This is a genomic window from Lactobacillus panisapium, from assembly GCF_019469265.1.
Lineage (GTDB): Bacteria > Bacillota > Bacilli > Lactobacillales > Lactobacillaceae > Lactobacillus > Lactobacillus panisapium.
The window spans coordinates 81,003-107,053 of the sequence record NZ_CP048268.1; the positions used below are offsets into that span (position 1 = coordinate 81,003).

The 26,051-nt window shown below is 37.5% G+C and carries 26 protein-coding genes; 16 read left to right on the top strand and 10 right to left on the bottom strand.

Annotated elements, in window-relative coordinates; genetic code table 11:
- Positions 1–42: 42 nt before the first annotated feature.
- From GYM71_RS00385 to GYM71_RS00415, 7 genes are all read left to right on the top strand, one after another.
- Entirely contained in the window at positions 43–1,452 is a 1,410-nt protein-coding gene (locus GYM71_RS00385) for a sucrose-specific PTS transporter subunit IIBC (protein ID WP_244986831.1), read from the top strand.
- A gap of 66 nt (positions 1,453–1,518) precedes the next feature.
- Positions 1,519–3,051 (top strand): sucrose-6-phosphate hydrolase, encoded by a 1,533-nt coding sequence (locus GYM71_RS00390; protein WP_220220479.1) that lies wholly within the window; start codon positions 1,519–1,521, stop codon positions 3,049–3,051.
- Between the two features lie 97 nt (positions 3,052–3,148).
- Complete coding sequence (locus tag GYM71_RS00395; protein WP_220220480.1) at positions 3,149–3,826, top strand: SDR family oxidoreductase; 678 nt, start codon at positions 3,149–3,151, stop codon at positions 3,824–3,826.
- Positions 3,827–3,853: 27 nt separating this feature from the next.
- Positions 3,854–4,153, top strand: a complete 300-nt coding sequence (locus GYM71_RS00400) for a nucleoside triphosphate pyrophosphohydrolase family protein (protein WP_103752673.1) — start codon at positions 3,854–3,856, stop codon at positions 4,151–4,153.
- 318 nt (positions 4,154–4,471) lie between these two features.
- A complete protein-coding gene (locus GYM71_RS00405; protein WP_220220481.1) occupies positions 4,472–5,422 on the top strand; it encodes an ABC transporter ATP-binding protein in 951 nt (316 codons plus the stop codon).
- Positions 5,412–6,182, top strand: a complete 771-nt coding sequence (locus GYM71_RS00410; protein WP_220220482.1) for an ABC transporter permease — start codon at positions 5,412–5,414, stop codon at positions 6,180–6,182. Before GYM71_RS00405 ends, GYM71_RS00410 begins: the two co-directional genes overlap by 11 nt.
- Before the next feature lie 2 nt (positions 6,183–6,184).
- Positions 6,185–6,961 carry an ABC transporter permease gene (locus GYM71_RS00415; RefSeq protein WP_220220483.1) on the top strand — a complete coding sequence of 259 codons (777 nt, stop codon included), beginning with the start codon at positions 6,185–6,187 and terminating at the stop codon, positions 6,959–6,961.
- Positions 6,962–7,009: 48 nt separating this feature from the next.
- Here GYM71_RS00415 and GYM71_RS00420 read toward each other — a convergent pair whose 3' ends face one another.
- A complete protein-coding gene (locus GYM71_RS00420; RefSeq protein WP_220220484.1) occupies positions 7,010–7,705 on the bottom strand; it encodes a carboxymuconolactone decarboxylase family protein in 696 nt (231 codons plus the stop codon).
- A 99-nt stretch (positions 7,706–7,804) separates the two neighbouring features.
- On the bottom strand, positions 7,805–8,680 hold the full coding sequence (locus GYM71_RS00425; protein ID WP_220220485.1) for a LysR family transcriptional regulator: 876 nt from the start codon (positions 8,678–8,680) through the stop codon (positions 7,805–7,807).
- 169 nt (positions 8,681–8,849) lie between these two features.
- Between GYM71_RS00425 and GYM71_RS00430 the strand changes: the two genes are divergently transcribed.
- The 3 genes from GYM71_RS00430 to GYM71_RS00440 all read left to right on the top strand — a co-directional run bounded on the left by GYM71_RS00430 (position 8,850) and on the right by GYM71_RS00440 (position 11,078).
- Complete coding sequence (locus GYM71_RS00430; RefSeq protein WP_220220486.1) at positions 8,850–9,233, top strand: DUF2255 family protein; 384 nt, start codon at positions 8,850–8,852, stop codon at positions 9,231–9,233.
- 928 nt (positions 9,234–10,161) lie between these two features.
- Positions 10,162–10,536 (top strand): hypothetical protein, encoded by a 375-nt coding sequence (locus tag GYM71_RS00435; protein ID WP_220220487.1) that lies wholly within the window; start codon positions 10,162–10,164, stop codon positions 10,534–10,536.
- Positions 10,537–10,724: 188 nt separating this feature from the next.
- The gene (locus GYM71_RS00440) at positions 10,725–11,078 is read left to right on the top strand and encodes a MerR family transcriptional regulator (protein ID WP_220220488.1); all 354 of its coding nucleotides are present in this window, start codon (positions 10,725–10,727) and stop codon (positions 11,076–11,078) included.
- Positions 11,079–11,089: 11 nt separating this feature from the next.
- Here GYM71_RS00440 and GYM71_RS00445 read toward each other — a convergent pair whose 3' ends face one another.
- Positions 11,090–11,962, bottom strand: coding sequence for an alpha/beta hydrolase (locus tag GYM71_RS00445; protein WP_220220489.1), 873 nt, complete (start codon positions 11,960–11,962; stop codon positions 11,090–11,092).
- 27 nt (positions 11,963–11,989) lie between these two features.
- Positions 11,990–13,735: a 1-deoxy-D-xylulose-5-phosphate synthase gene (locus GYM71_RS00450; RefSeq protein ID WP_220220490.1), complete on the bottom strand. Its 1,746-nt coding sequence runs from the start codon at positions 13,733–13,735 to the stop codon at positions 11,990–11,992.
- Between the two features lie 253 nt (positions 13,736–13,988).
- On the opposite strand from GYM71_RS00450, the gene GYM71_RS00455 reads away from it, so the two are divergent.
- Positions 13,989–14,840 (top strand): helix-turn-helix domain-containing protein, encoded by an 852-nt coding sequence (locus GYM71_RS00455; protein ID WP_220220491.1) that lies wholly within the window; start codon positions 13,989–13,991, stop codon positions 14,838–14,840.
- A 106-nt stretch (positions 14,841–14,946) separates the two neighbouring features.
- Positions 14,947–15,810: an NAD(P)-dependent oxidoreductase gene (locus tag GYM71_RS00460; protein WP_220220492.1), complete on the top strand. Its 864-nt coding sequence runs from the start codon at positions 14,947–14,949 to the stop codon at positions 15,808–15,810.
- 82 nt (positions 15,811–15,892) lie between these two features.
- On the opposite strand, the gene GYM71_RS00465 is transcribed toward GYM71_RS00460, so the two are convergent.
- From GYM71_RS00465 to nrdJ, 4 genes are read right to left on the bottom strand one after another with little or no spacing between them, the layout of a single operon-like run.
- Positions 15,893–16,432, bottom strand: coding sequence for a cob(I)yrinic acid a,c-diamide adenosyltransferase (locus tag GYM71_RS00465; protein ID WP_220220493.1), 540 nt, complete (start codon positions 16,430–16,432; stop codon positions 15,893–15,895).
- A complete protein-coding gene (locus tag GYM71_RS00470; protein ID WP_103752689.1) occupies positions 16,429–16,944 on the bottom strand; it encodes an ECF transporter S component in 516 nt (171 codons plus the stop codon). Before GYM71_RS00470 ends, GYM71_RS00465 begins: the two co-directional genes overlap by 4 nt.
- Before the next feature lie 6 nt (positions 16,945–16,950).
- A complete protein-coding gene (locus GYM71_RS00475) occupies positions 16,951–17,340 on the bottom strand; it encodes a DUF4430 domain-containing protein (protein ID WP_103752690.1) in 390 nt (129 codons plus the stop codon).
- A 53-nt stretch (positions 17,341–17,393) separates the two neighbouring features.
- The gene (nrdJ, locus tag GYM71_RS00480) at positions 17,394–19,628 is read right to left on the bottom strand and encodes a ribonucleoside-triphosphate reductase, adenosylcobalamin-dependent (RefSeq protein ID WP_220220494.1); all 2,235 of its coding nucleotides are present in this window, start codon (positions 19,626–19,628) and stop codon (positions 17,394–17,396) included.
- A 623-nt stretch (positions 19,629–20,251) separates the two neighbouring features.
- On the opposite strand from nrdJ, the gene GYM71_RS00485 reads away from it, so the two are divergent.
- The 3 genes from GYM71_RS00485 (at position 20,252) to proC (ending at position 22,681) form a co-directional block, all read left to right on the top strand.
- A complete protein-coding gene (locus GYM71_RS00485) occupies positions 20,252–20,953 on the top strand; it encodes a YjjG family noncanonical pyrimidine nucleotidase (protein ID WP_220220495.1) in 702 nt (233 codons plus the stop codon).
- A gap of 73 nt (positions 20,954–21,026) precedes the next feature.
- Positions 21,027–21,890: an aldo/keto reductase gene (locus GYM71_RS00490; protein ID WP_220220496.1), complete on the top strand. Its 864-nt coding sequence runs from the start codon at positions 21,027–21,029 to the stop codon at positions 21,888–21,890.
- Positions 21,891–21,913: 23 nt separating this feature from the next.
- Positions 21,914–22,681 (top strand): pyrroline-5-carboxylate reductase, encoded by a 768-nt coding sequence (gene proC, locus GYM71_RS00495; RefSeq protein ID WP_220220497.1) that lies wholly within the window; start codon positions 21,914–21,916, stop codon positions 22,679–22,681.
- A gap of 130 nt (positions 22,682–22,811) precedes the next feature.
- On the opposite strand, the gene GYM71_RS00500 is transcribed toward proC, so the two are convergent.
- Together GYM71_RS00500 and GYM71_RS00505 are read right to left on the bottom strand one after the other, a co-directional pair.
- The gene (locus GYM71_RS00500; protein ID WP_220220498.1) at positions 22,812–23,534 is read right to left on the bottom strand and encodes a phosphatase; all 723 of its coding nucleotides are present in this window, start codon (positions 23,532–23,534) and stop codon (positions 22,812–22,814) included.
- A gap of 25 nt (positions 23,535–23,559) precedes the next feature.
- Positions 23,560–25,134 carry an alpha-glucoside-specific PTS transporter subunit IIBC gene (locus GYM71_RS00505; protein WP_220220499.1) on the bottom strand — a complete coding sequence of 525 codons (1,575 nt, stop codon included), beginning with the start codon at positions 25,132–25,134 and terminating at the stop codon, positions 23,560–23,562.
- Between the two features lie 188 nt (positions 25,135–25,322).
- On the opposite strand from GYM71_RS00505, the gene treR reads away from it, so the two are divergent.
- Positions 25,323–26,051: a trehalose operon repressor gene (treR, locus tag GYM71_RS00510; protein WP_220220500.1), complete on the top strand. Its 729-nt coding sequence runs from the start codon at positions 25,323–25,325 to the stop codon at positions 26,049–26,051.

Genomic DNA, 26,051 nt, shown 5'->3' on the forward strand with positions numbered 1-26,051 from the left:
CAATTATCGTGCAAAGTAAAAATTGTACTTAAGGAGGAGAGAATGATGGCTTCAAAAGAGAACCAAAAAATTGCCAAACAAGTCTTTGACGCGATTGGTGGCAAAAATAATATTGTGTCAACTGCTCATTGTGCTACGAGGCTAAGGCTAGTCGTTCATGACCGAACAAAAGTTGATGAGAAGAAGTTAGATCAAATCGATAAAGCTAAAGGACATTTTTTTACGTCTGGGCAGTATCAAATCATTTTTGGAACGGGGCTCGTTAATGACGTCTATGAGGCAGTTAAAGAAGCAGGCGCAGCAACGACAAGTAGCGCAGATTTAAATGATGTTGCCGCAGAAAAATCAGGTTGGTTCCGCAAGGCAATCAGAATGTTTGCAGATGTTTTTGTTCCGATTATTCCAGCACTAGTTGCAACGGGTTTGTTTATGGGACTAAAAGGGCTGATTACTCAACCGCAGATCCTGCAAATTTTTGGCATGACGCCTAAACAAATACCAGCACAATTTAATACTTATTTTAGTATTCTTACCGGAACTGCTTTTGACTTCTTACCTGTTTTGGTCTGCTGGTCAGCATTTCGCGTATTTGGCGGTAGTCCTATTTTAGGGGTATTACTAGGGCTAATGTTAGTTAATCCGTCTTTGCCATCTGCTTGGGATGTTGCCCAGGGAACTAAGCCTGCATTAATGTTTTTCGGTGTGATTCCAGTTGCAGGGTACCAGGCCTCTGTTTTACCAGCTTTTATTCTGGGCTTTTTAGGAGCAAAAACAGAAAAGTGGATTCATAAACATGTGGTCAATTCCTTGGACTTAATCGTGACGCCTTTTGCAACGCTACTGATAATGAGTATGCTGGGGCTGTTTATTGTTGGTCCCATCTTTAGATCAGTAGAGCGGGGAATACTTTATGCGACTGAGTGGATTGTTCAACTACCATATGGTTTAGGCGGCCTCATTTGGGGCGGTATCAATCAGATGGTTGTCGTTACTGGATTGCATCATGCCTTGAATATTGTTGAAATTCAATTGCTAGCGAATACGCACTGGAATCAGGTTAATCCTATCAGTTCTGCTTCAATTGCAGCGCAAGCTGGTGCAGTTCTTGCGGTCGCTGTAAAAAGCCATTCAAGTAAGATTAAGCAAATAGCTTTTCCATCAACCATTTCAGCTTTACTTGGTATCACTGAACCGGCAATTTACGGCATAAATATTAGATTCTTAAAGCCATTTTTGTTTGGCTGTGTTGGAGGAGCAGCAGGAGGATTTCTTTCAAGTATTTTCAACTTAAGGGCAACAGGCATGTCAATTACGGTTATTCCCGGAATATTACTATTTCTTAATCAGCAATTGCCTTTATATATCTTGGTTTGCCTAGTTGGCTTTGGGGTTGCATTTACACTAACTTACTTTTTTGGCTATAACGATCGGATGTTAAAAGAAGAACGATAGAAAATAAGTAAAGGACTGTTTGATTACCAATAATTAAACGGTCTTTTTGTTGTTGAGGATAATTAAATGACTGATAGAAGAAAAGAGTTTAGAAATTTAGTATCTAATTTAAGTTCGGTACCTCAAAATGTGATAACTGAGCAAAAAAAGCGTGTTGGCCAATCTCCATATCGTCAGCAATTTCATCTGGAAAGTATAATGGGGCAGCTAAATGATCCTAATGGTTTTTCTTTTTTTGCTGGCTATTACCACTTGTTTTATCAATCTTTCCCCCTTAAATTTACGCAAAATCCCACTTATTTTGAGCAGGGTTGGCAACACTTAAAATCAAGAAACTTAATTGATTGGCAGGATTTAGGCCAAGCAATGGCCAATGACACTAAATATGATCAATATGGCGTTTATTCAGGAAGTGCAATTCAAGCCAATAATCGTTTATTTTTAATGTATACGGGAAATTCGTGGATTGGGACTAACACGCCACACTGGCACCGGATGCCGACTCAATTAGGAGCCTGGATGGATCGAAATGATTGTGTGACTAAATTAAAAAGTCCCTTAATTAAGGGTCGAATCAAAGGCTATACTGGTCACTTTAGAGATCCAAAGATTTTTCAGAAAAAAGGAATATATTATGCTGTAATTGGGGCACAGAAAACTAATCAAAAAGGGACAGTTCTGCTATATAAGAGTCAAGACTTATTGACTTGGGAAAAAATAGGAGAAGTCAAAACCAATTTTGATAAAAACATGGGCTATATGTGTGAATGTCCAGATTATTTTGAACTTGCGCATCATGGTGTCCTCCTTTTTTGTCCGCAAGGACTTAATACGAAAAATAATCGTTTTCTTAATCAATATCAGGCTTGTTATTCTATCGGACAACCCTTAAATCTAAATACTGGTCTGTTTACCGGCACCGAGTTTAATGAGATTGATCAGGGATTTGACTTTTATGCTCCGCAAACAATGCTCACACCTGATGGGAGAAGGGTTTTAATTGCTTGGATGAGTATCTTAAATGGTAATGATCCAACAGTAGATTATGACTATACTGGCTGCTTAACTTTTCCACGGGAATTAACTTGTGATGGCAAGTATCTTTACCAAAAGCCAATTGATGAGATTAAAGACTTAGCCATTGCACAATTGATTGCCGAAAAAACGGTTAGGCAAGAGAAAAAAATTGCCGAGGGCAGGAATCAACGAGACCTAAAATTGACCATAAAATGTGGCTCAAAATCAATTTTTGTCCTTGATTTATTTAGTGATGATAAAAATAGTAAACACTTGCGCCTAATACTAAATGCTATTAAAAATCGCTTTATCGTTAACCGAGCTAATGCAGGTGCTAATTTTGAAGATGAATATGGAACTGAACGCAGTTGTGCAATTGATTTGAGTAAAAAAATTCAATTACGGATTTTGCAGGACACGTCTTCTGCCGAAATCTTTTTAGAAAATGGTAAATATGTTTTTACGATGAGAGTTTTTACTTCAATTGAACAAAATAAAATATTCGTAACAAGTTTGAATGAAGCGACCAAAATTGAGTATGAAATTAATTGTTTGCGAGCAATAAAGAGGACTGGTAATTAGAGACTTGCCCGTTTTATTTGCAGGCCTAAATTGCCTAAAAGTTGTCACCGTGATTAAATAAAGAAAATATAGATTAGTATTGAACGGGAGATAAACCATGAAAATTTTGGTAATTGGAGCACATGGTCAGATTGGCCGGCAGTTAGTACAGATTTTACAAGCAAAGGAAAACTGCCAAGTAATTGCGGGCTTGCGCTCAGCTAGCCAACAGGAAGAATATCAACAACAAAATATTATGACTGCGTATGTTGATTTGACAAAAGCGCAAGCACAACTTGAACAAGTGATGCAAGGAGTCGACGTAGTCGTATTTGCTGCTGGCTCAGGTGGAAAAACTGGTGCGGATGCAACGATGATGATTGACCTTGATGGTGCGGTTAAGGCAATTAATGCTGCTGAAAAGACAAATGTTAGTCGGTTCATCATGATTAGTTCAATTAAGGCCAATGACCGAGGCTTTTGGTCAGATAATGTTCCACCTAGAGCTCCAGAAAGCTATTATTACGCAGCCAAGTACTATGCCGATGAGTGGCTTTTGCACAGTTCTTTGGATTACACGATTCTGCGGCCAGCAAGATTAATTAATCAACCTGCTACTGGAAAAATTCAGATAGCTTCACAATTGACGCAGTCAATAGATGATATAAGCATTACTAGAGCAGATGTTGCCGAAACGGTTGCTACTATTATTGAAAGTTCTAGATTGCATAAGCAGCAATTTGATTTAGCTAACGGTGATACACCGATTGCGCAGGCAGTTGAGCAATTCAACTAAACAAGTTATTAAATTAGGTGAATAAAAATGATAATTGATACCAAAAAACTCCAGAAGGAAGTTCTTGATAATAAAAGAAGACATAATTTTAATACGACAGATATCAAGTTTGAATTGCTGCTATTGTATGGCGAAGTAAATGAGCTGTTTAAAGGCTGGCTTAAGCAAGATGATGATAATATCAATGAAGAATTAGCAGATGTTGGTATTTTTTTGCTGGGTATATCCGAAATGTTGGGAAGCGACTTAGGAAAAGACATAGTTGATAAAATTGAAATAAATAAAAACAGGATTTATAAAAACGGAGTAAAAGTAAGTAAAAAATAGTCCGAAAACAAAGAGTCTGGGAAGAAACTAGCTCTTTAAGCAAAAAAGAAGCAGCCAAAACACCGAAAAAGTGTTTTAGCTGCTTTTTGCTTCTTTCTGCCCGCTAAAGTTGACTATTAGGATCACTCCTTTGCCAATATTTTTTCATATTCTTTTGTCTTTTGACGTTGCATTAATTCTGTTAGCCTAAATAAGAATGCTAATATTAAAAATAAATGATATAATTAATTAAGACTTTTATGACTGGCTCATTATAGGTTGTGTCAATTTCGTTGTGGGGATGAAATTGACAGTTTAATCTTATTGAGTGGAGACATAATGATAATTAAAACGGAAAATTTAACAAAACAATATCAGAAAGTAACTTCCGTCGACTTTTTTCACCGAACAAAACAAACTATTGCTGCGGTTAAAAATGTTTCTTTGCAAATTAACCAAGGCGATCATGTGGGTCTTGTTGGCCTAAATGGTTCAGGCAAATCTACCTTAATCAAAATGATCTTAGGAATTTTGCAGCCTAATGGAGGTAAAATTACAACTTTTGGTGTGAATCCAGTTGATAATCGACAAATAAATGCCCGCAAAATTGGTGTCGTGTTTGGGCAAAGAAGTCAGTTACGCTGGGACTTGCCGGTAATGGATACCTTGCTATTAAACCGGGAACTTTACCAGGTAGATAACAAAGACTTTCATAGCAGACTGAACCAATTAACTAAAACGCTTGGTGCTGAGGACTTTCTAAGTCAGCCAGTGCGTACGCTTAGTTTAGGTCAACGAATGAAAGTAGAATTTATTGCGGCCTTAATTCATGATCCTGAACTAATTATTCTTGATGAACCAACAATCGGTCTTGATGTTTTAACTAAAAACAGTCTGATTGCTTTTTTAAAAGGGCTAACAAATAAAACAATTATTTTCACCTCGCATGATCTAATTGAAGTGGAGCAGACGTGCTCCCGAATCATGATTATGAATGCGGGTAATTTGGTGCTCAATCTTGACAGCGCAAAAATTGCCAATTTAGCAGTACCAGCGACGATTACTTTTACTAGTAGCAGCAGTAACTATGCTGATTTACGCCAAACGTGGCCCCAATTAATGCAGCTTACAAACGGTGACTTTCAACTAGCTGACATTGAACAAAAAAATATTAAAGAAATTCTGAGCCAATTAACTGCCAGTGTTCCAATTGAGAATATTGAAGTTAAAAATAATAAGCTTGAATACTTGCTCAGTCATATTGCAGGGGGTAATGCCCATGAAATATAGATTGACCTTAATGAAAATAGGTATCAAAAATGGTTTTGCATCGAAATCTGCCTTAGTTTTTTGGCTTTTTTCAGCGCTAATTTCATTTATTGTCCAGTATTTTTTGTGGAAAGCTGTTTTAATAGGACGGCCAAACGCAGTTTTTCGGCAGACAGTTAGTTATCTGTTATTAATGCAGTTATTAACGATTTTGTTTCCTAAATCTAGCTATACGCTTAACGATAAGGTACGTTCGGGTGATATTGCGCTTGATTTGCTAAAGCCACTGGCTGTTCGAACTCAGTTACTCTGGGAAAGTTTAGGTTATTCTATTGCTAAGTTTTTAGTAATTGGCTTAGTCATTTTAGTACTTTATTTTTGGCTCCTAAACTTCCAAGTCTCTTTATCAGCGATATTAATGGTCATAGTAGCTGGTTTCTTAGCGTACTTTTTATATTTTGAGTTAGAACTAATTCTGGGAACATTCTCTTTTTATACATATAGTATTTGGGGAATTTCTACCTTTAAGGAAGCAGTTTTGCTTGTTCTTGCCGGAAATGTTTTTCCAGCTAACTTCTATCCAGATGCTTTAAAAACGCTGTCTTCTTATTTGCCGTTTCAGTATTCGTTTGGTGCGGTCGGAATGTTGGCTGAAACACCATCTTGGTCATTTTTTAGCCAAGTAGTGCTGATCCAAATTTTATATTTATTACTATTTAGCTTCGTGTATAAGTACCTTTTTAAGCATGCAGTTACTAAAACAGTAGTTCAAGGAGGCTAAAAATGAGATATCTAAAATTGTTTTTTGCCTATTTAAAAGTTAATTTAAAATCTCTTGCTGTTTATGATCTTGATTTTTACTTTGCGATTGCTGGCATGATTATTCAGAATGTACTTAATATTGTTGCTTTAAGGTTTATTTTCAATTTAGTGCCACGAATCAAAGGCTATAGTTTTGAGCAATTACTGCTTACTTATGCCTTGGCGACGCTAGCATTTGCAATCTTTCGCTGCTTTTTTATTAATGCGCTTAATATTTCGGACTATCTTCATCAGGGTAAGCTTGATACGATTCTAATTAAACCGGTTAGCCCGCTTTTCCAGCTAATCAATGAGCGTGTAGATGAAGACGCGTGGGGTGATTTGCTGGTTGCACTTTTATTGTTAGTGCTGGTTGATATTCGGCTGCATAATCCCTGGTACATAACGGTGATGTTTATTTTTATTTCACTGTTTACTTCTTTAATTTTCTTAAGCTTAGCAATTCTGGGCAATATTGTCTCACTTTGGTCTAATGGTTTAGCCGACTTGGCTGAAACCACGTTTGACTTTTTTGAGATGAGCAAGTACCCGTTATCAATCTATGCGGAAGGATTTAGATTGGTTTTAACTTTTGTGTTGCCATTAGGTTGGGTAGCCTCAATTCCGCAAGAAAAAATTGCTCAAGAGCATGAATGGATTTGGCTGGGAATTATTCCGGCAGTTTGTATTTTATTCTTTTTACTTATTTACCAATTGTGGCGACTCTTTTTACAGAGATACCAAAGTACTGGTAGCTAATTTAAGTAAGTAAAAAGCCTTTGATTTTTCAGTCAAAGGCTTTTTTTCTTAGGAGTTTTCTTCGGCTAATTGACCTGCAGCCTGATGAATTACTTGCACACTATTGATAACAAAGGGGAAACCAACATAAGGCAAAAGCTGGATTACTGACCAAATTAATTCACTTTCGGTATTGCCAGCCCTTAAGCTTCCGCGTGCATGGGCCTTGATTTGAAATTCAACATTTAATGTAATAAGAGCTAGTAATTCATAGCGTTCACGGTCGCGAACCGGCAAAGTCTTCCGGTTATAAAAATCATTAAAAAAGTGCTGTGTTAACGCATATGGAATAAATTGACCTGCTTCATCGGGCAAATCTTTTAGTAAGTTTTTGATTTCTGTACTGTAAAGCCTACTTTGCACTCTAGCGCCAAAATCCTGATCGGTGGCGGTTTCAGTTAGAAACAGCTGAACTTGATGCTGAGCAAAAACTTTTTGAATAGAAGGCAATGCCTGCTCAACTTTTAATGTGCCGATAACAGGCACTAATTGGTAAATTACTTCGGCAATTGTTTCAGGCTCAACCTGCTTATTTAGTGCTTGCTCAACTTGATCAGGTAGCTGCTTAATTATTCCCTGGGTAATACTAGCAATTATTGGAATTAAAAAGCGATCTTTTTGTAAATGCTTTGTACAATGATTGTTAACATCACTAACAAAAGGGGCAACTAGTTGGTTAAATTCTTCGATAAGTGCTTTATTCACAGTATTCTCTCCTTTATCAACTAAATTCTAGTGTGAATTATTTGTAGTGTAAAATGCTTATCGTGCATGATCAAAGATAATTTTAAGTAATTATAACGGTTAAAAGATTGACTCCTTTAGCAATTTTAAAAATAGCTCCGCTACAGGTGATAGACTGACCTCGCGTTTCCAGACGACTTTAATTGGGTATTGCAACTGGGGCGCAAGCTTTCTAAAAGTGACGCCAGAGCCGGGTGAAGTGTTAACTAGGTTATCCAGGGTTAGCATCAGTGCAGCATTATTTTTGACCAGCAAAGTGCCATTGAAGTTTAGATTATAAGTACCAATAAAGTTGACCTTTTCTTTGTAATTGCCCAGCCAATTTTGAAAAGTATGAAAATTGACCGCCTGCTGTGAATTTAAAACTGACCGACCAGCTAAGTCCTGCGGCGTAATCATTTCTTGTTTGACTAGCGCGTCGCTAGTATTCATTAATACGCCCCAAGTGTCTTTTTCAGGCAAAGTTAAAGAGGCGTAATTTGGTGTGGGTGCATCCCCAATAATAACCGCAAAATCAACTGTGCCGTTAGTTAGCTTACGTTCAGCATAACTATAGTCGCCGCTTAAAAGGTGAATTTTAACGGTTGGGTGCTCTTTAATAACCGCACTCACAACATTCATGATGCGCTGCATACCAATACTTTCGCCAGCAGCAATGGTTAAGTCGCCACTAATAAAAGAAGATGATTCTAGATTGCTTTTAGTCTTGGCAGTTAAAGCCAAGATTTCTTTAGCTTGCTCTAGTAGGTATTGTCCAGCAGGAGTAAGCGTCAATCGCCGTGACTTGCGGCTAAATAACTTAACGCCTAATTCATCTTCTAGATCCGCAATTTGTCTAGACAATGCGGGTTGGGAGATTAACAGTTTTTGTGCTGCGTGTGTCATATTGCCTTCTTGTGCAACCGCAACGAAGTAATTTAAAACTCGTAATTCCATTTTCCTTCTCTTTATATGTTTATCTGTTTTTAGTTAGTGATTTTTGACTATTTTTTAATGCAAATTGGTTATGTTTAGTAATCATTAATGAGTATTTCACATCGGTAAAGTAAGTATCTACAATTAAGATATCATCATCTTTTAACTAGTATTGAAAGGAGTCTTTCAAATGAATGAATGGTCAAAAGTGGTCCTAGATAATTTTATTCATGACGAGACGATTAAAATTGAGCCTTTTTATGAAGATGGCAAAACTCACGCCACACCGGTAACGATTTGGTTTGTGATTATTGCAGGTAGAATTTATATTAGGGCATATCACGGACACGATTCTAAGTGGTATCAAGCAGCCGTAAAGCAAGGTGCAGGTCAAATCACAGCTGGCAATCAAACTTATCAAGTTAACTTTACTGCTGCTAGCAACAATACTGAAATGGGTCAGCGAATAAATCAGGCATATCATCAAAAATATGAGGGTCAGAGTCCATTAGAAGGGATGACTTCTCCGGCGGCAATTAAAGCAGCAATATGTATTATGCCAAAGCAAGATTAAGCTAGTCTAGAAGATATTAGTAAGCGAAAAGCTCCGACTACTAGGAAGTTTAAGGTGCTAAATTGGAATAGTAGTAAGCCGGATCCGATCAACTGTGCAACCAAATAAATGATACCATTAATGCTATTTTTCAAAGCCTTCGGCATCAGCAAGTTCTTCGGTATCAACAATTAGAGGCATTTCGAGCCTACCGAAATAAAAGCCGGCAATATCTGACATTAGGTTAATTCCGATAACAATTAAAACTAAATTACTACCAGCAAAGCTACGTTTAAAAAGTAAACTAACAATGATATATGGTCTAAAGCAAATGCTGGCTAAGAACCTAGCGATTGTAAGTTTTTGCTAGCTTTTTTACAAAATAGCCATAGTTTTATACCTCCTAATCAATAAGAAATTTAAGTGCTTGTCAATATATAAGATATAACATGGGTATAATCAATATGGATTGAAGAATAGAAAAAACAATAGGACGATTTTAAAGCAGTATTGAATAGATTATGGTAGGTTGTTAATTTGAAGTTAATAACAAAATATTATTGTTAAGAAAGGGAGCTTTTTTGTCAGTAGGGGAATTACTTAAAAAATATCGAATCGAGAAGATGAAGACACAAAAAGAATGGGCTGGCAATGTAATTAGTCCATCATTTTATGCCAAGGTGGAAAAATATTCATCATATATTTGTAGAAGATCTACTTGCGTTACTTCATTTTAATTATATACTTAAGACATAAACGAATAGGTATATACATCTAAATTAAGAAGCAATATTATGAATGATTCGTTACGTGGCACACCAATTATTATTTTTTTCAGTGAATGAAATCGCATTTTGGAAATTAATGATGTTGACAGATGTGCAATAAGTTTAGATGGATTACTTATAAAGTTTAGGCAAAAATAATTAGATTTTATAAGGTATAAATTATGAAGATAAAACTTAGTAAAATTGTTCCTATTTCAATAGGCATTATATTATTAATAATTGCGATAAAAGATTTTTCTCCTTGGCGTAGTCCAAGGGAAATAATAATAGGACTATTAACATTAGCAGTGGCATTATGGCCCACAAGTAAAAATCAAAAATCAACTTCTTCTGAAACTGATTACTTAGTTGATCACAAAGTTGTAGTTTATTCAGAGCGTATTTATTTAGCAATGTTCTTCGTCTTTATAGTTTTATACTACTTAGATGGGAAAAATATCTTACTGGGTGTTATATCTATTTATTCATTATTACTTTGGCTTGTTCAGCAGGTAATAATAATTGTTTTAGACTTATTAAAAAGTAAAAGAAAATAATTAATTTTAGAGGCATACTCTATAAAAAGGCTAGCTTAATTCCACCAATAAAGCGCAAAGACGGCATTAGAAGTATAACGAAGCTGATATAAATTGGATAGGTACTTTTGTCTTTTGGGCCGCGTAAAAGACTTATTGTTAAGTCAAATTATACTTTGTTTAAAGTAAAAAATTGGGAGATTAACAGGATGAAAATAGCAGAAGCAGCGCAAAAAACTAACGTAACTCCAGTTACCCTGCGCTATTATGAAAAAGTTGGCTTAATTCCGCCAATAGAGCGCAAAGACGGCATTAGAAATTATAGCGAAGCTGATTTAAATTGGATTGACTTTATCAGATGCATGCGTCAAGTGAGAATTCCCGTTAATGACTTACTCGAATATACTAAATTGGTTCAAAAGGGCACGGATACTAGAAAAAACCGGCGCGCAATTTTAGTTAAAGAATTAGAAAAACTTGAACAAGAAAATCACAACATCCAGCAAACAATTACGCGCTTAAAAACTAAAATCACTTTGTACGATCAGGGCAAAATTAAGTAAAGTGTTATTTTTTATTTTGCCCATAAAAATTTAACCAGTAATTGAGCTACCTGCTTGTTTTCATGTAGCTTGCTGTGCTGAGCATTTTGCCCGTGAAATTCGTGTTCTTGGTAAGAACGTGCGCGTTTACTAACTAAGTAACGGTAAGAGCGGGAAGAGTTATTGTCAACTGAACCATCTGTTCCGTTACCAGTATTACCGTAGATATTTAGTACGCGGGCATTTTGCGGGAAAGTCCTTTTTAAAGGCAGTAGTCCTTTGTAGCCAGTATCCATTTTTTCTGGCTTACCATTTTTCGTTAAAATAGTATGCTTGGGTGCGCCGAGTTCGCCAAGATAGCCGTTATAATGGCCTGCAATAGAAACTTGTTTATTCAATTGCGGCATTTTGGAATTAGCTGCATTATTTTTTAAATAATAGGCAATTTGCAGGTTGCCCATGGAATGACCGACTAAATTGATTTTATTAAAATGGTATTTCTTCTGCAGCGCTACTACTACGTCTTTAACGTAATTACTACTTTTAGTTAAAGCACGAGCCTGATCGGTTTCATCTGGGAAAATACTTTTATTATTAAGTAAGTTAACCTCAATGATGGGATTTTTAGCATTAGCACTGATGGTCCTATCAAACGTAACTTTACCGTCTTGACTAACGTCAGCTCTTATAATTGAGTTAGTCGCATTACAAGCGCGGGCATAATTTGTCATGCTTTCTTCTGCATGATAGCTGCTGCCCCAACCATGAACAAAGATGGTGGGAGTAGCAATTGTTTTAGCTGGATTTTGCTTTTGCTCTGCCTTATTAAAGAAGAGCCACCAGCAAGCTAGTAACACAAAAATTGCTAACAAGCCGCTCAGAACTATCTTGCTTTTTTTCGTCATTTTTTATCCTTAGTAGACTTTGAGAGTCTAAAGTATATTTTTAATATCAGCTGTAATTTGCTTAACCGTTAAATGATTATCCTGGTAGATTTGCTCAACAGGAGTTTGATCGGTATAAACCCGCTTTTGCCCGTAATTAAGGACTTTGACATCTTTTTGACCAAGATAAGAAGCTACTTTTTGACCAAAACCGCCGTCTAAGGTGTTATCTTCCAAGGTAACAATGACTTCGTGGTTAGCTGCTAGCTTGTCTAAAGCTGCCTGATCCAAAATATTGGCGGAAACAGGATTGACTAATGTTGCATTTAGTGCGGTAGCAACTTGTTTTCCGAGGCCGTAGAAGTCGCCTAGGGCAAGAATTGCAACCTTTTGCCCAGGATTGATGCGGTATGTTAATTCGCTATAATCGGTGGCAACTTCTTGGTCATCACTGACAGGAACGTTAGCGGGTAATTTAATGGCAACTGGATGCCTTCTTTGCTTGATTGCCCATTCAAGCATTGCTTGTTCTTCTTTTAAAGTCGTTGGGGCTAAGTAAAGCCAGTTGGGCAAGTTGGCAACCATTACTTGATCAAAAATGCCAAGGTGAGTCTTAGAACCATTTGAAATTCGGCCACCAGCAACAAGCATGACTACTGGCAGGTCGTTGGCTGCAACGTCATGAGAAAGCTGGTCAAAAGCGCGCTGTAAGAAGGTGGAATTTTCCATTAAAACTGGAATACCGCCTTCTTTAGCAAAACCAGCAGCAAAGGCAACTGATTCCTGCTCGGCAATGCCAACATCGGTATAGTTTGCCGGGAACTCTTGCTTAAAGTGGTCAAGATCAAAGACGCCAGGAATGGCAGCATTAATTGCCATGATTTTTTGGCCAGCATTGATTTGCTCCTTGATGACATCTAGTGCAATCGAATTAGGAGTCGGTGCAGATGAAGCTGCGGCTGTCGGTTGATCAGTAGCTAAATTAAAGGGACTAACCCAATGGTGGGCCTCTTCATCTTGAATGGCAGGCTTATAGCCTTTACCCTTAAGCGTGTTGATATGCAGCAAGATTGGGTGATCGACATCTTTGACTGCTTTAAAAGCGTTAATCATTGCTTGAAGGTCATTGCCATCTGCAACGTAACGGTAATCAAAGCCCATTGCCTTGAAAGGATTTTCTGCCGCTTCGCCATTAGAATCACGCAATTTCTGCAGTGCCGTAACCAGTCCGCCAACATTTTTATCAATTGACCACTGATTATCATTAACGACGACAACTAGGTTATGTTGTTCAATTGCGGCATTATTAAGACCTTCAAAAGCTAGGCCGCCAGTCATTGAGCCGTCACCAATTAAAGCCATGATGTTTTCATGTCCGCCTAGTAAATCACGTGCCTTGGCCATTCCGCTTGCCAGGGCAATTGAGGTTGAAGTGTGGCCGATTGAGTAATAATCATAGGGACTTTCATCAGGATTAGTATATGGCGTAACGTCTTCATAATGATCAGGATCAAGCCAAGCTTTTGCTCGTCCTGTTAGCATTTTATGGGGATAAGTTTGGTGGGAAACATCCCAGACGATCTTGTCTTTTGGCGCATTAAATACGTAGTGATAGGCGATGGTTGCTTCAACAATTCCTAAGTCAGGGCCGAGGTGTCCGCCTTCATATGCGTCTTTTTCCAAAATTAGTGTCCTAATTTCTGTGGCTAATTGTTCCATTTCTGCGATACTTAATTTTTTAAGGTCTTGGGGACCAGAAATTTTATTTAATAAAAAATCTTCATGCTTATTCATGAAAAAGTGCCTCCCTGCACAATTAAATAGATGATTGTTGACTGCTTTAATTATAAAATACTTTATTTGGGATGAAGAAAGTTCGTAGGTTAATTTACGATCTGGATACCCGCAATAAAGCGATTAATAATTAAAATTGTAATACTTAGAGCTAAGGTTAAGTCAAATATTAATTGCAAATTTTTTAACCGGTTTTTAGTATTATAATCATTATTAAGAATAATGTTTGGAACTAAAATAATGGGATAGCAAAATGACAATTGGCGCTTTATTAAAACAGTACCGACTTGAAAACGGCAAGACGCAAAAAGAATGGGCGGCTGGCATTGTCAGCCCTTCGTATTATTCAAAAGTTGAACAAAATAAGCATCGCATTACCGCCGAAGACTTGATTGCAGTCTTGCGCGCAAACCAAATTGGCTTGTGGGATTTCTTTCAAAGGCTGGATGATAGTGAACAGCAACAATTTGATGAATTTAAATTTGTTGATCATGCAATTAACCAAGCATGGTATCAAAATGATCAGGCCAAGCTGAAAGAAATTAGGCAATATGTTGAAGATAGTACAATGGCCAATCAAGACAAATGGCTGCTTTACCTTGATGCAGTCGAGGTGGAAATTAATAATCAGCCAGAAAAATTAAGTGCAGAAAAACGTGCACGATTACAAGAATGGCTGTTTGATTTTACTGATTTTGACGAAACCAAATTACGAGTTTATATCAATTTGATGCCATTTTATGACCTTGACAGCAACCTGCTCTTTAGCAAAAAAGTTATTGCTAAATTGCAAAAGTCGGATAAGTCGCGGCATCAAGCAGAATTATTAGGCATAATTGGCAATTTGTTGATTGATTTAATTAAAGCCAAGCGATATGAGGATACCGGCTGGTTGATTGAAGCAGCAGCTAAGGTGGCAACAAGGCCAGAGCTGTTTTTCTATAAAAATATTTTAGTATTGCTTGAAAACATGGTTAATTATCATTTTGACCATCAAGATAAGTATTTGGAAAAGTGTGAATGGGCAATTAAAAACTTTACCTTAATAGGGATGCCTGAGTATGGCAATGAAGTGGATTCTTTTTTCCGCCAATACTGCGATTAGGAGCGCTGGCTAATATAAAAATCTATTGGCTTGCTAGCAAATAAAAAAACTGGTGCTATGATAGGTTTATATATGAAAACCATTGGTTATAAAGGAGTGATTCTTAATGAAAGTTGGTTTTATTGGAACCGGGGTAATGGGAAATGCGATTTGCCTCAATTTATTGCAAGCTGGTCATGAGCTCTGGGTTTACAACCGAACAAAAAGTAAAACGGATAACTTGGTTGCTAAGGGTGCGACTTGGTGTGAAAGCCCAAAAGCGGTAGTTGAACAAGCCGAAGTGATCTTTTCAATCGTTGGTTTTCCTAAAGATGTCGAGCAAGTTTACTTTGGCGAAAATGGGATTTTGACAGCAACCGTTAAGGATAAGTATTTGATTGACATGACCACATCAAAACCGGCACTTGCTCAGCGCATTTTTACTGAAGGTGAAAAGCTTGGCGCTAAAGTTTTAGATGCACCTGTATCTGGTGGTGATTTGGGTGCTAAAAATGGTACGCTGACGATTATGGTCGGTGGTGATAAGGCAGCCTACGATGATTTGGTAGATCTTTTTAAAGACTTTGGCAAGTCAGTTCATTATTTTGGCCCAGCTGGTTCAGGACAAAATACAAAGATGGCTAATCAAATTATGATTGCAGGTACAATGACTGGAATGACAGAGATGCTGGTTTATGCCAAGAAGGCTGGACTTGATCTTAATGCCGTGCTAGAAACTGTGGGTGCTGGTAGTGCGGCAAACTGGAGCTTAAGTAATTATGGTCCCCGAGTTTTAAAGGGTGATTACACTCCGGGCTTTTTTAGCAAGCACTTTTTAAAGGATCTCAGAATTGCGCTAGATACGGCTAAGGAAATGAAACTTGAATTGCCGGCAACCGAGAAAGCGGCTGAGCTTTACGCTAAACTGGTTGATGAAAAAGGACTAGGCGATTTAGGAACGCAGGGTTTAATTAAACTTTGGTGGAATTAGCTGCGTTAAAATTGCAAACTAAAAAACGACCGATACTAATGGGGGTTCTTATCAGTATTAGTCGTTTTTTTAATGCCTAAACTTATAGTTTGCTTTTAACTTCTGCTACACCGTCCAAAACGTTCGCGTAACGAGCCAAAATAAAAAGATAGTCAGATAATCGGTTAATGTATTTTAAGCAAGCAGGAGCCAATTTTTGCTCTTCAGCGTCCAATTTAACCATTGCTCGCTCAGCTCGTCTGGCAATTGTGCGAGCATAATGTAAGTGTGATGCTGTTAGTGATCCGCCGGGTAAAATAAAGTGGGTTGTTTTTGGAATTTGCTGGTTAAGCTCATCGATTTGTTTTTCAAGCGCGGTAACTTTAGCGCTAGTAATCTGCTCATGCCGTTTGACAACAATGTCACTTTCAAGTTCGTATAGATCACGTTGCAAATTTTGCACTGGCGCTAATAACTTTTGGCAATTAGCGGATAAACTTGCGGCTACAACGCCGAGATATGAATCAAGTTCATCAATGTCACCTACGGCAACAATTTGGAGGTCATATTTGGGCACCATTTTGCCCGTAACTTGTTTGGTAAAACCGTGATCGCCAACTTTGGTGTAAATTTTGATAGTCATGATAGCCTCTTTTGGTAATGATCAAGTGCGATGTTAAGGGGTTTGTATAAAATAGGATAAAAAACTAAATTACCAATGGCATGGTAAGTATCAAAGGTCAGGCTGCCGGCCCAATAAGCTAGGAAGGCCTGGAAACCGCCAAAAATGGACATCCCGAAATCAACAAAACAACCATATTCCCAGCCTAAAAACGTGACAAGTATCAGTTGCAAAATAAAGTGCTTTTTTAATGGCGTAAATTTTGCAAATAACGCCACGGTTAGAACACAGCCGCCATAGGCAAGAACCTGCGAAACGGTCCAAATGCCAAAGCCCAGATAGATGTTAGAAACGACCATCGTTAAAATGGCCAAAGCAAAACCAAAAGTAAAGCCCAAATTTAGCGTAACGATCATTAAAATTGCAGTAACTGGTTGAACATTAGGTACAGGAATAATTTTAAAAATTCTAAGCGCCACGCACATTGCGGTTAAGATCGCAAGTAGTGCTATTTTTTTGGTTGAGTTGTGCATAATTAATTAGTTCATCTTAGCTAGAGTGAATTTAACCTTGTCTTTATTACCCACTCTTTGCTCAGTTGCGCCCTTGTTAGCGAATTTGCCGTTAATGGTATATGTCCAGTAAACGTGTTTTGCCTTATTTTGACTCTTACCAGCAATCGAAGTAATGAAGCCGTTAGTACTCTTTACGTGCCATAGTTTTCTAAGTCCTTGCATAACCGTTGAATGCTTAGCTAATTTAACAGTCCGCTTTTTATAATTCTTGTTATTTACTTTAAGAGTGTAGGTAACGTGAATTTTGCTTGCTGCACTAACCGTAGTAGGTGTTTGCGTAGTTTCATAACCTGCAAAGGTAAAAGTGAAAATTGTTGCTAAACCGGTAATGACTGCTAATTTATTTTTTTTCATGATAAAAACTCCTCGTAATGTTTTTCTGATAACGTAATAATTTGTAATTTTGACTATTTAACTGGGCAAGCGCCGTTTTCACAATCTTCTTGATCAACAAGTTCTAAGTCTTTTTGATCGTCGTGTTGTTTGGCAAAGACACTGGCAACATCGCCTGAAATCTGGGCTTTGCGCTTTTCATAAGTTTCCTTATCAATTGGCTCTTTTGGTGCTTGTTCTAATGAACCACCATAATAAGGCAATAAAGAAGTTGACTTAATTACATGACGATATTGCTTAAACAGCGAATTAATCTTATCGCCTTCCTCTTTTTGGAAGGTAACGGTACAACTAACAGCATTGTCGGACCAGTATGTTTGTAAAAACGCTTGGGTGGCAAATTGCTCTTCGATTGAAACCGTTCCGGCAGAAGCAAAGTTTTCACTATCCGCATGGGCTGCCCGTAATGGAAATTCAACACAAGTAGTGTTTGGTGAATAAATATCGGGTTCAGAATAATAGCCGCAAGCTGCTAATGCTTTTAATAATGGATCGGAAGCTTGGAAACGAATTCGCTGAATTAAATAGCCAGCATAGTGGAAGTGCATTCCTTCAGATGCACCTGCAAGTTTGGCTACAGTTCCTGATGGCTTAACAGTAGTATGCTTAATTGATGGCTCGCAGTGCAGCGCCTTGCTATACTCATTGTCTGCATCAACAACGGCTTGATACGCAGAAGTAACCATTTTGATTCCTTTAGGATCGTAGATTGGCACCTTGATTTTTTCACCAGTTTCTTGATCAACCTCATCCTTAAAGCCGGTGACAACCCGGTGGCCTAGATCATTTAAGAGCCAATCTTGAATTCCTGACATGGAAACACCGATACGCCGATTTTTATAAATAATCTGGCGAGAAATCTCCCAGTCGTAGGCACTAAAGGTTACGCGCTTGGTGTAGCGTGCGGCAAGCTTGAAGACATCTTGAAGATTCCAGCCTTGTTTTTCAGCGATATAAGGAAAAACTTCGAATAGGTTGCATGGCTCGCCATTTCCAAGCGAGATCTCACCACACGGATTGGTTCCCTCGACTTCGCCATCAATGTCTTTTTGATAGCCATCAATTATACGGCCGTAATTGCGCGATAAATCAAGGTTAACAATTCCCGGCTCACCGTTTTCCCGAATACCATTGGCGATAGGTTCATAATCATTAAATTCAGCGTCGATTGCGACACTATTATTAGAAGCCCAGCGATGATGATAAAGCTTATCTTTATCCTGTTTCATTGTGATGAAGTCTTGGTCATCATTTGAACCAAGTGCCAATTCTGCTGATCTTCTGACATTGCCAGCAACAACGGTTTTACCGATTAAATTGCAGATATCGGTGCCATCAACTGAAGTTAGGTGACCGCCAAAGCGATCGTTAATAATTTGGTTAATTTCAAAAACCATTTCTACTAGTGGCATTGGTCCTGAAGCTGTTCCACCAAAACCATGAATCTTGGCGCCATAAGGCCGAATATCACTGATATCTAAAACTAGCTTTTGCTTGTTTTCAGGATTGGTTTGGTTAAAGTGCATATCAATTAGGCGTGCATTAGCTAAAACCCAGCCTTCGCGAGTATCGGGCAGCTTATAGTAAACATAATCGGTAGCGCCGCCGTTTTGCTCTTCCCAAGTTGCTTTGTCAGTTGCACCTAACTTAACTGAGTCTTGGTAAGAAGCACTCTTCTTATCAATTACAACAGTTAAATCAACTTTTTGATCAACTGGTGGAATTTTGGCAATATTTTCTTTTACGACAGAAAAACCAACACCGCCGCCTTTCATGAGCTGATCAAAAACAAAAGAAAAAGGCATTGAAACAGCTTGTTCATCCTTAGATAAGTACGAAGGAACAATATGACTGTCACCGTATTTTTGCGGTCGAATTGCGATAAACCAGCAATTGTTTAGTGAGTCACCGTTGCGCTTTTGGTACTCAGTTCCAGACACCCAGAGATTACGTCCAGATGGAGTGGCGGCAAGCCCATAAACTAGCCGGTACAATTCGCGGGCCTCATTGGTTAATTCGGTAATGACTTCTTCAGAAGGTGAGTCAGCAAGCCGTGGGTCAAGGTTAATGTTTCCTTCAACCACACGTTTGACGGTTTCGTCCCACTCTTCAGACCGGTTTTCTTGTGGAAGCCACCGGGCATAAGTCCGCTTGTAGGTGACCCAGCCTAATTCGCCCCAGTGAGGTGAAATATTTTGTTTCACTTGATCAATATAAGCCTGATCTAAGCTTATTGTTGTGTTTTTCATGTGTAAAATAGCTCCTAAAAACTAACAATTGTTTCACACATACATTATGTATGGCTACAGAAAGAACTATACCACAATATCTTGTATTTGATAGTCGATATGCTACACTAAAACACGAACAAAAAAACTCTAACTAAAGTGGGAGTAAGATTCGGCGGAAATAAAAAAATCATATAGGAATAACTGTACACAAAAAGCACGACAAGTATAAGATATTACTTATCGTGCTTAGCTAATCTTTAGTGGATTTTTATTTAAGAACCTAATAGTGCAAAGGCAATAAAAATTATAGCTCCTAGTATGATTAACGGAACTAACAGGTGAATGAAAAAAACAAATACAAAACCGCAAGCCAGCAAGAAAAATAGGATTTTGAGCGTTCCGATCCCTAACTTAACAAAAGCCCATATTAGAAAAATAATCAATAAAAGAGTAAGCATGTTTAATTATTCCTCCAAGTCATAGTTTTAGGGCATTATATGCGTCATTATTAAAATAAAGTAGTCTTTTGCCTAAATTTAAGAAAAAGATAATTTTCTCATTATAAATAAAATACTGGTATAATAATTTTCCATGTTAGTATGTGTTATTTCCTAGGAAATAACTAGAAAGGATGAAGTTACTTGTACTTCAAACAGATTATATTTGATGTTGATGATACATTGATTGATTTTGCCGATACGGAGAATTTTGCTCTTCATAGCCTTTTTAATGCACATCAATGGGAACTTACGGATGAAATCCAGCGGCAATATCATGCGTATAATCAGGGGCTTTGGCGTCAGCTAGAAAATGGCGCTCTTACTTATCAAGAATTAAGTGAAATGGTTTTTCATAATTTTCTGAAAGATACTTTTAATATTGAAGTTAATGGTCTTGCTGTCATGGATGAATATCGTTCTTATTTTTCTCGTGCGTATAAGCTTTTACCGGGTGTCGAGGACACTTTGCGTTTTGCTCAGAAACAAAATCTGGAATTAACAATTTTGACTAATGGCGAGACTTTTATGCAGAGACATCGCCTTGAACTGGCTGGAATTAAAGATTATTTTGATTTAATCGTTACTTCTGAAGAGGCTGGCTATTCTAAACCAGATAGTCGCATTTTTGATTATTTCTTTGCTCGGACCAAGTTTGGCCCAGAAGATACGGTCTTCTTTGGTGATGGACTGCAGTCTGATATCTTAGGCGCGGAGAATTATGGTTTTAGCAGTATTTGGTATAATCATCGTCATCGGAAAAATAACATGAATTTGCATCCGCTGTTTGAAGTAACAACTTATCCACAATTTGTAAAACTTCTTAAAAACAATTTCCAAAAGTAGTCGAAATCTGTTAATGTATTAATGATATCAATATTTAATTTGCTAAAATATAACGAATCGAGAGGTGAAAATAATGACTGTTGATATTCATTCTATGTCTGACACCTACCAATTAAATAACGGAGTTAAGATTCCAGCTATTGGATTAGGTACATGGCAAACGCCAGACGGCGATATTGCAAAAAATGCTGTCAAAGACGCTATTAATTTGGGCTATCGACTAATTGATACGGCCGCAGCTTATGGTAATGAAGTAAGTATTGGTAAAGGAATTAGAGAAAGCGGTGTTAACCGTTATGACTTATTTATTACGACTAAGCTGTGGAATGATATGCATGGCTACAAAAAGACCAATGAAGCAATTGATAAAAGCTTAGAAAAGTTAGATGTAGATTATATTGATCTGTATTTAATCCATTGGCCTAATCCTGTCGGTATTCGCGACCACTGGGCAGAATTAAATGCAGAAAGTTGGCGTGCAATGGAGGAAGCTCAGATTGCTGGGAAAATTCGTGCAATTGGTGTATCAAACTTTAGGCGAGAACACCTCGATGAAATACTAAAAACGGCATCCCTTCGTCCAGCGGTTAATCAAATTTATCTTAATCCAAGCGACATGCAAGAAGATGTAACTTCATATAATGAAGAATTGGGAATTCTTAATGAAGCTTATAGTCCTTTAGGACGAGGCGGCTTATTTAACAATGAGACTGTTGTCGAAGTTGCTAAGCATTATGATAAGACTCCTGCACAAGTTTTGTTGCGCTGGTCATTGCAGCATCAATTTGTACCGTTGCCTAAGTCTGTCCACCGTGACCGAATGAAAGAAAACGCCGCTATTTTCGATTTCGCAATTAGTGAAGAAGATATGCAAGCTTTAGATCATTTACATGGTGTAGCAGAAATGGCTACTGATCCAGATAACACTGATTTTTAATAAGATAAATTTTAAGGTGATAAATGATGAAAGTAGGATTTATTGGAACTGGCAAAATTGGTAAGGCAATTATTTTGGGCTTATTACAAGGTAAGACGGCCAGTCAAGATATTTATGTTTTTGACGGTGGTCACCGGTCAGCACAAAAGGTTGCAACTGAACTGAATTTGCACCTAGTAGATGACTATGCTGCTTTTAACGACTGCCAGGCAGTGATTGTGGCTGTCGGTGGCTCAGTTATAACATCAATTTTTCATGAACTTGGGCAAAAGTACCATGGTATCATTTTGTCAACTGGTGGTGGGGATCTTACTACAATCAACCAGGAATTACCGGATGATTCTTCTTTTGTCAAAATTGTTCCTAATACGCCAGTTCAAATTGGTGAGGGGATTACAGCGATGAGCTTTGTTCCCGGAGAAAAGAAGCAGGTAATTGACACTGTTAAAGCTCTGTTTGAGCAAATGGGCAGTGTTTATGTCGTTCCTGCGGATTTATTAGGAATTTATGGGACTGTTGCAGGTTGCACACCAGCATATGTTAATATGATGATTGAGGCTTTAAGCGACGCTGCTGTCCAAAATGGCGTTAAGCGGGCCGAATCTTACCAAATTGTGGAACAGATGCTGGTAGGCACTGCGAAACTTGCATTATCTAGCAAGAAATTGCCTGAGGAATTAAAGGATGAAGTAACTACTCCAGGTGGATCTACCATAAGAGGTGTAGTTAAATTGGAACAGGAAGGTTTCAGAAATGCCTTAATTCAGGCAGTTAATGCTTCAGCTAATTAAAAAATAAAAGTATTTGGAAAAAGACTGTTTGTAATTAAAACTACAACAATATTTATAAGCAAAAAACTGATAAATCAGCTAGATTTATCAGTTTTTTTATTTACTATTATGTATGTGTTGCTCTTAAAAATTATTTTTCAATTCGCGGAAAAGCTGAAGAAAATGTTTCTAAATCACGATTTACGATTAGTTCTTGCGGAAAATCAATTTCTTCTAGCATTTTTAGCGCCTCAGTAAAGTTACCAATATTACTGGCAAAATGTGCATCAGAACTAACGGTAACTCTTACGCCGTATTTTTTACATAAAAGAGCAATGTCTCGGCAGTTTTTACGTGCATTTTTTCTATACGGAAAAGATGAAGAATTAATTTCAACAATTTTATGATATTGTTTGAACAGCTTAATAATTTTTTCGTGAGAAAAGGCATAATTGTCATTTCCACAATGTCCAATAATATCGATCCATGGATTTTTTGCTACGGCTTCCCAAATTTGATCATGTTCTTTATTTGTGGCAGGTTTAAGTACTTTTTCATGACATGAGGCAATCACTATATCTAGCTTGTTTAATGTGTAAGTTGGCATATCAATATTGCCATTATAATCAGTAATACTTGTTTCAATTCCCTTAAAAACGCGAATTCCATTTACAACTTTAGGAATAGCTTTGCGCATGTTACCAAAATAAGAGGTTGGGAAAGTTTCTCCTGTGCCTAGGCCAGGAGCGTGATCTGTAACAACCAGGCCAGTTAATCCTTTTTCTTTTGCAACCTTAACATTTTCCATCACTGTACTATATGCATGAACTGATGCGAGCGTATGTGTATGTGTGTCAATTTTTGCTTGTAACATTTTTTACTCTTTTCTATATTTTGATTTATAAGAGCTTATCAAAAGCATCTTTCACTTGTGGAACGCTTGTGCCCACAACTACCTGAATATTGTCGTCTTTTCGAATGACTGCAATTGCACCATTATCGCGGAAATAATCGTCATCCTTTACTAAAGAAGGATCCTTCACCGTTGTTCGTAAACGGGTGGCACAATTTGTTACACTTATGATATTTTCTTTACCGCCTAATCCATCAAGGTAAGCTTGTGCTTTAGTTTCAAAGGAAGAAAGTTTATTTGTTGCTGCCTTACCAGAACTCTTTTTTTCTTTATAGTCTTTTTTAGTATAAAGTTTTGTTTCGCCACTGTCTTGCCGACCAGGTGTTTTAATATCAAATTTTATAATTAAAAAGTACATTACAATAAAGAAAATAAAGGTAAAAATTAATCCAACGATAATTTGCTTAATATATTCGTTATGATGATTTTGCCATAAGGGAATCCAGTTCTTCGCTAACCATGTAATTAGACCACTGGTAAAATCACCCCGAGTTCCAATAGCATATTCTGCCCATGATAGGGTTGCACAAAGAATAGCGTACACCACATATAACGGTGGTGAAACAAACAAAAATGTAAATTCTAGTGGTTCGGTAATGCCACCAATAATGGCTGAAATTGCTGCTGGCACAACTAAAGCTGCTGTTTTCTTCTTGTTTTCCGGTTTAGCAGCAAAATATAACGCTGCTGCTACGCCTGGAGCTCCGAAAATTTTATTGTGACCATATAATTTAAAGGCAGCACCTGGAAACAGCTTAGCCAAAGGGGTAGTAGTTTGGCTAAATTTGACTAAATGGTCAAGCCAATAGGTTGTGATTCCGCCATTTACAATGACTGGGCCATATGAAAACGGCTGAGTTAATAAGTGGTGTAATCCGGTTGGAAGTAAAAGTCTCTCTAATAACGTATAGCACCAAATGCCAAAACCGCCACTAGCTACAAAAAAATGCTGAATAGAGCCCATTCCTTTTTGAAATACAGGCCAGATAAAACAAAAAATAAGTGCTATTACAATTGAGCACATCATACCTAAGAAGACAACAAGTGACGAGCCGTTAAACATAGCTAACCAATCTGGAACTTTTTTATCAAAAAAGTGGTCATGAAGATAAACAACTAGTAGCGCTATAATAATGGCACCCACTAAACCAGTGTCTAGAGTTTTAATTCCGCCAATTAGTTTTAGACCTGAACCCTCAATGGGGTCAACTGAAAAGTCTATTCCAAAAAATTTGCCAAAATTAGTTAAAATAGCTCCAATAAAATAATTGAATGACATGTAGACAACAAAAGACTCCATGCTAACTCGTGCTAAAGATTTTGTTGCTAATCCAATTGGTAGCGCAATAACAAAAAGTAATTCTAGGTTATTGAATACTGTCCACATTCCGGCGCTAACCACGCTCCATATGCGGTACCACACAGTACCTTCATTTGCAATTGATCCCATAATGATAGGATTTTGAAAAATAATGGTGATTGCCAGAATAATACCTGAAAAAGATAATAACATTACGGGTGTAAACATAGCGCCACCAAATTTTTGTAGTTTTTCTTTCAATGTAGTCCTCCTCTATATCCCATCTTTTTATAAAACGCTTTCAAATAAAAGCTTATACTTGTACATACATGTTGTCAATCAGCTAAAAAAGATAGATATTTCGGAGCTACTAAATAATAATTAATTTAATTTCGCTCTTGTACAGACATCATTGGATATAATAGAATAAAAGTGAAAGGATTTAAAAAATGACAGATTCAAAAGCAACCTTAATTGCCCAAGATATTGCAGAAAAAATCCGGCATAAGCAATTTAAAGTAGGTAGTTTCCTTCCAAGTGAAAATCAGTTGACTAAGCTATACGGCACTTCACGCGAAACGGTGAGAAAGGCATTAGAGCAACTTAATTCTTTAGGAATGATTCAAAAAATTCAGGGAAAAGGCTCAATGGTGTTAGATTTGGGCAGGTATTCGTTTCCTATTTCTGGGATTGAAAGCTTTGCTGAGCTTAATAAATCATTGGGAATGAACGCTGAAACCAAAGTTTTAAATTTGACTAAAACCAAAATGCTACCTGGTCTATTTGCAGAGAAATTTCCCCAAGAAAAGCAAAATGAGGGAATATATCTTGAGCGGCTGCGTTTACTAGCAAATGAACCAGCTGTTTTGGACTGTGATTTTTTATTTACACCCCCAATTGCTGAATTACCGCTATCGGCAGCCCAAAATTCAATTTATCAATATCTTGAAAACGACTTGGGGTTAGAAGTTTCTTATGCCACTAAGACAATTACGGTTGAAAAAGCAACTGAAAATCTTCGGCGAAAGCTAGCACTTGAAAATGATATGGTTGTTTTAGTAGCAAGTCGCAGCTTTTTAAGCGATACAACGCCGTTTCAATTGACCCTGTCCTTTCACAACCCAGCAAAATTCAAATTCGTTGATTTTGCACGCAGGCAGAATATTAAGCCGCAATAA

Bases quoted from the DNA above. Each gene is read 5' to 3' on its own strand.
- GYM71_RS00415 (WP_220220483.1), top strand. From the start codon at position 6,185: ATGAGATATCTAAAATTGTTTTTTGCCTATTTAAAAGTTAATTTAAAA.
- GYM71_RS00410 (WP_220220482.1), top strand. From the start codon at position 5,412: ATGAAATATAGATTGACCTTAATGAAAATAGGTATCAAAAATGGTTTT.
- GYM71_RS00455 (WP_220220491.1), top strand. From the start codon at position 13,989: ATGACAATTGGCGCTTTATTAAAACAGTACCGACTTGAAAACGGCAAG.
- GYM71_RS00435 (WP_220220487.1), top strand. From the start codon at position 10,162: ATGAAGATAAAACTTAGTAAAATTGTTCCTATTTCAATAGGCATTATA.
- GYM71_RS00425 (WP_220220485.1), bottom strand. From the start codon at position 8,680: ATGGAATTACGAGTTTTAAATTACTTCGTTGCGGTTGCACAAGAAGGC.
- GYM71_RS00445 (WP_220220489.1), bottom strand. From the start codon at position 11,962: ATGACGAAAAAAAGCAAGATAGTTCTGAGCGGCTTGTTAGCAATTTTT.
- GYM71_RS00395 (WP_220220480.1), top strand. From the start codon at position 3,149: ATGAAAATTTTGGTAATTGGAGCACATGGTCAGATTGGCCGGCAGTTA.
- GYM71_RS00400 (WP_103752673.1), top strand. From the start codon at position 3,854: ATGATAATTGATACCAAAAAACTCCAGAAGGAAGTTCTTGATAATAAA.
- GYM71_RS00405 (WP_220220481.1), top strand. From the start codon at position 4,472: ATGATAATTAAAACGGAAAATTTAACAAAACAATATCAGAAAGTAACT.
- treR (WP_220220500.1), top strand. From the start codon at position 25,323: ATGACAGATTCAAAAGCAACCTTAATTGCCCAAGATATTGCAGAAAAA.
- GYM71_RS00465 (WP_220220493.1), bottom strand. From the start codon at position 16,432: ATGACTATCAAAATTTACACCAAAGTTGGCGATCACGGTTTTACCAAA.
- GYM71_RS00440 (WP_220220488.1), top strand. From the start codon at position 10,725: ATGAAAATAGCAGAAGCAGCGCAAAAAACTAACGTAACTCCAGTTACC.
- GYM71_RS00500 (WP_220220498.1), bottom strand. From the start codon at position 23,534: ATGTTACAAGCAAAAATTGACACACATACACATACGCTCGCATCAGTT.
- GYM71_RS00430 (WP_220220486.1), top strand. From the start codon at position 8,850: ATGAATGAATGGTCAAAAGTGGTCCTAGATAATTTTATTCATGACGAG.
- GYM71_RS00460 (WP_220220492.1), top strand. From the start codon at position 14,947: ATGAAAGTTGGTTTTATTGGAACCGGGGTAATGGGAAATGCGATTTGC.
- GYM71_RS00490 (WP_220220496.1), top strand. From the start codon at position 21,027: ATGACTGTTGATATTCATTCTATGTCTGACACCTACCAATTAAATAAC.
- GYM71_RS00390 (WP_220220479.1), top strand. From the start codon at position 1,519: ATGACTGATAGAAGAAAAGAGTTTAGAAATTTAGTATCTAATTTAAGT.
- nrdJ (WP_220220494.1), bottom strand. From the start codon at position 19,628: ATGAAAAACACAACAATAAGCTTAGATCAGGCTTATATTGATCAAGTG.
- GYM71_RS00475 (WP_103752690.1), bottom strand. From the start codon at position 17,340: ATGAAAAAAAATAAATTAGCAGTCATTACCGGTTTAGCAACAATTTTC.
- GYM71_RS00385 (WP_244986831.1), top strand. From the start codon at position 43: ATGATGGCTTCAAAAGAGAACCAAAAAATTGCCAAACAAGTCTTTGAC.
- proC (WP_220220497.1), top strand. From the start codon at position 21,914: ATGATGAAAGTAGGATTTATTGGAACTGGCAAAATTGGTAAGGCAATT.
- GYM71_RS00470 (WP_103752689.1), bottom strand. From the start codon at position 16,944: ATGCACAACTCAACCAAAAAAATAGCACTACTTGCGATCTTAACCGCA.
- GYM71_RS00450 (WP_220220490.1), bottom strand. From the start codon at position 13,735: ATGAATAAGCATGAAGATTTTTTATTAAATAAAATTTCTGGTCCCCAA.